The sequence below is a fragment of the Pseudomonas sp. P5_A2_2 genome (assembly GCF_054177685.1).
On record NZ_JBGCUL010000584.1, the window covers coordinates 1 to 2,910 of the forward strand.

A 2,910-nucleotide genomic window follows, 5' to 3' on the forward strand; every position below is an offset into this window, starting at 1 on the left:
TTCCAGAAGCCCAAACACATTCGCATCGTCAGCGAAGAGCAGTTCAAGGCCATGGTCAGCGATGCCGGCCTGGAAGTGATCAGCCACAGCCAGTACGGATTCTACTGGTCGATGTGGATGCTGTTGTTCTGGGAAGCCAAGGTCGACTTCAGCAGCCCGGACCATCCGTTGCTCAACCACTGGGCGCAAACCTGGCAGGCGATCCTGGCCTCGCCACGGGGTGCACAGATCAAGCAGGCGCTGGATGCCGTGGTGGCGAAAAGTCAGGTGATCATTGCGCGTAAACCCTGATTAGCAATGCTCGCCCGGGCGAGGCCGCGAACTCAAGCCTGATTGCCCGGGTACACCCGCATAGCCCTTGCCCATTACTGGCTGGAGCGAACGGCCCCGCCATCGATCAACAGGTTCTGCCCGGTCAGGTAGCCCGCATGGCTGCTGCAAACGAAGGCACAAAGGGCACCGAACTCCTCGGCTGAGCCGAAGCGTCTGGCAGGAATTTCACTACGGCATTGGTCAAGGAATGCCTCACTGTCTTGCCCAGACTCTTCAGCAGCAGCGACCAGGTTGTCACGCAGTCGATCGGTGTCGAATGAGCCCGGTTGCAGGTTGTTGATCGTCACATTACGGCTGGCAATGTTTTCCTGCCGGGCAAGTCCTGCGATAAACCCCGTCAGACCACTGCGCGCACCATTGGACAGACCCAGGCTATCGATAGGGGACTTCACGGCACTCGACGTGATGTTGATGATCCGGCCAAATCCGCGTGCCGCCATACCGTCTACCGTTGCCTTGATCAGCTCGATAGGGGTCAGCATGTTGGCATCCAGCGCCTTGAGCCAGGCATCGCGATTCCATTCGCGGAAATCCCCGGGGGGAGGGCCTCCAGCATTGTTGATCAGGATATCGAAACGCTCATGGGCCATTAGCGCTGCCGCCCGGCCCTCGGGCGTCGAAATGTCTCCGGCTACGGCGATGACGGTCACTTGAGGATTTATCGCTCTGAGTTGAAGGGCTGTTTCATTCAGCGTCTGTTCGCCGCGTGCGGTGATCACCACGTTCACGCCTTCCTGGACGAGTGCCTGTGCACAGGCTTTGCCCAGACCTTTGCTGGCGGCGCATACCAGCGCCCAGCGTCCTGCTATTCCAAGATTCATGCGGGTTTACCTGAAAGAAGGAAGCTCAAAGAATGTGATTGCCTGTTCATGCATGATCCAGCGTTGCAGACAGGCTTGGCGATCGGGCACTGATTCCCATGAAGCGCCGCACTCGTTCTCCTTTGGCATCGCATCGTATGGTTTCAGGTGCGGCRTCCAGTTGGATATTACCGTTCTCCATGAACACGACCCGGTCGGATATCGACATGGCAAAGTCCATTTCGTGGGTCACGATCAGCATGGTCATGCCTTCTTTCGCCAGGTCGCGGATCACGTTCAGCACGTCGTTGACCAGTTCCGGGTCGAGGGCCGAGGTCGGCTCGTCGAACAGCATGATCTGCGGCTCCATCGCCAGGGCCCGGGCGATCGCCACGCGCTGCTGTTGCCCACCGGAGAGCTGGTGCGGGTACTTGTGGGCATGGGCCAGCAGGCCGACCTTGTCCAGTAGCGCATAGGCACGATGTTCACTCAGCTCGCCCGGCTGGCCGTGGTAACGCGGTGCCAGTGTGACGTTGTCGAGAATGGTGCGGTGCGGGAACAGGTTGAAGTTCTGGAACACCATGCCGATGTGCCGCACGCCTTTGCGCAGGCGGGAGCCGTTGGGTTTGTCCGAAGCCTCGATGAATTTTTCGCCGAACAACAGAATGTCGCCGGTATCTATGGTTTCCAGGCCGTTGACCGTGCGGATCAGCGACGTCTTGCCGGAGCCGGATGGCCCGATGATCGAGACCACCTGGCCGCATTCGACATTCAGGTCGATACCCAGCAGCACCTTGTGCGTGCCATAGCTCTTCTGGATGTTCTTCAGTTGCAGGATGGGCGCCGCGTTGTTGCCCGCTGCCTTGCGCGCAGTGTCGGGCAACGCTTCGGCACTGGCCTTGAACCTGGCGATGGTGGCCTCGTCCAGCGTGTGCGGCTTGCGGAAGTTCAGGTCCAGGTAGCGCTCCAGGCGCTGCAGGAAATAGCCGAACACGGTGACGATCAACACGTAGTAGACGCCTACCGCCGCCAGGGTTTCCATGACCAGGAAGTTGGTGGCATAGAGGCGTTGGCCGACCGTGAGGATTTCGGTCAGGGAGATGACCGAGACCAGTGAGGTCAGCTTGACCACCRTGATGTATTCATTGATCAGGGTCGGCAGCGAAATACGGAAAGCCTGGGGGATCACGATCAGGCGTTGCATGCCGAACAGGCCGACACCCAGCGCGCGCCCGGCTTCTTTCTGGCCCTTGGCCACGGAGATCAGGCCGCCACGATGGATTTCCGCCATGTACGCAGCTTCGGTGACCACCAGGGCCAGCAGGCCTGCGTAGAAGGGGTTGGACAGAATCGGTCCGCTACCGGGAAACAATTGCGGCAGGTTGTAGACGAACACCACCAGCACCAGCAACGGGATGCTGCGGAAGAACCAGATGTAGACCGCTGCGGGAATGCGCAGCAAGGGCGATTGGGACAGCTTGGCCGTAGCCAGGACAAAACCCAGCAGCATGCCGATGAACCAGGCCAGGGCACTGAGCTGGACCACCGTGACGCAGGCCTTCCAGAAGTCCGGCAGGGAGAACAGGGAGAAGAAATACGACCAGTCGAATTGCATGGGGCACCTCGATCTGCCGCCCCGGTGCAGGGGAGGCAGATGACCAGACTACAAGGGCAGGTTCTTAGTTGGCAGTCGGTTCTTCCAAACCATATTTCTTGAGGATCGCGGCGTATTCACCGCTCTTTTTGCTCGCCTCGAAGGCTTTTTGCATGGCCAGGA

2 protein-coding genes and 2 pseudogenes are annotated in these 2,910 nt (G+C 59.5%); 1 reads left to right on the forward strand and 3 read right to left on the reverse strand.

The features are described from left to right. Positions 1-291, forward strand: a pseudogene (locus ACXRVY_RS22640) (class I SAM-dependent methyltransferase); the annotation flags it as partial. A gap of 74 nt (positions 292-365) precedes the next feature. Here the strand turns inward: ACXRVY_RS22640 and ACXRVY_RS22645 are convergent. The 3 genes and pseudogenes from ACXRVY_RS22645 to ACXRVY_RS22655 form a co-directional block, all read right to left on the reverse strand. Then, positions 366-1,154: an SDR family oxidoreductase gene (locus ACXRVY_RS22645; RefSeq protein WP_223462430.1), complete on the reverse strand. Its 789-nt coding sequence runs from the start codon at positions 1,152-1,154 to the stop codon at positions 366-368. A gap of 46 nt (positions 1,155-1,200) precedes the next feature. Then, positions 1,201-2,748: an amino acid ABC transporter permease/ATP-binding protein gene (locus ACXRVY_RS22650; protein ID WP_458238291.1), complete on the reverse strand. Its 1,548-nt coding sequence runs from the start codon at positions 2,746-2,748 to the stop codon at positions 1,201-1,203. Positions 2,749-2,812: 64 nt separating this feature from the next. Next, positions 2,813-2,910 (reverse strand): annotated as a pseudogene (locus ACXRVY_RS22655) (ABC transporter substrate-binding protein); the annotation flags it as partial.